The organism is Pseudomonas sp. SIMBA_068 (assembly GCF_046534705.1).
In the GTDB taxonomy this organism is placed as follows: Bacteria; Pseudomonadota; Gammaproteobacteria; order Pseudomonadales; family Pseudomonadaceae; genus Aquipseudomonas; species Aquipseudomonas putida.
Genome location: NZ_JAWRYI010000320.1, coordinates 1 through 287, shown reverse-complemented (window position 1 = coordinate 287; position 287 = coordinate 1). Strand labels below are relative to the sequence as shown.

The 287-nt window shown below is 42.9% G+C and carries 1 protein-coding gene; it reads right to left on the bottom strand.

What is annotated here, in order from left to right:
* Window positions 1-287, bottom strand: a 287-nt coding sequence (locus SB756_RS29355; RefSeq protein ID WP_410913067.1) for an alanine--tRNA ligase-related protein, incomplete at both ends; no start/stop codon positions are given.

Genomic DNA, 287 nt, shown 5'->3' with positions numbered 1-287 from the left:
ATCGGCGGTTAAATCGGCTGGGAAACCATACGTATCGTAAAGTTTAAATACTAAATCGCCTGGGATCACATCGCCCTTAAGGTCGCTTAAGCTTTCTTCTAAAATAGCTAAGCCACGCTCAAGTGTTTTACCAAATTGCTCTTCTTCAATACGCAGTACTTTTTCGATAATTTCTTGTTGCTTAGCAAGCTCTGGGTACGCTTGACCCATTTGCTCAATAAGTGCAGCAACTAATTTAAAGAAAAACGCGCCTTGTGCGCCAAGCTTATTACCATGGCGTACCGCAC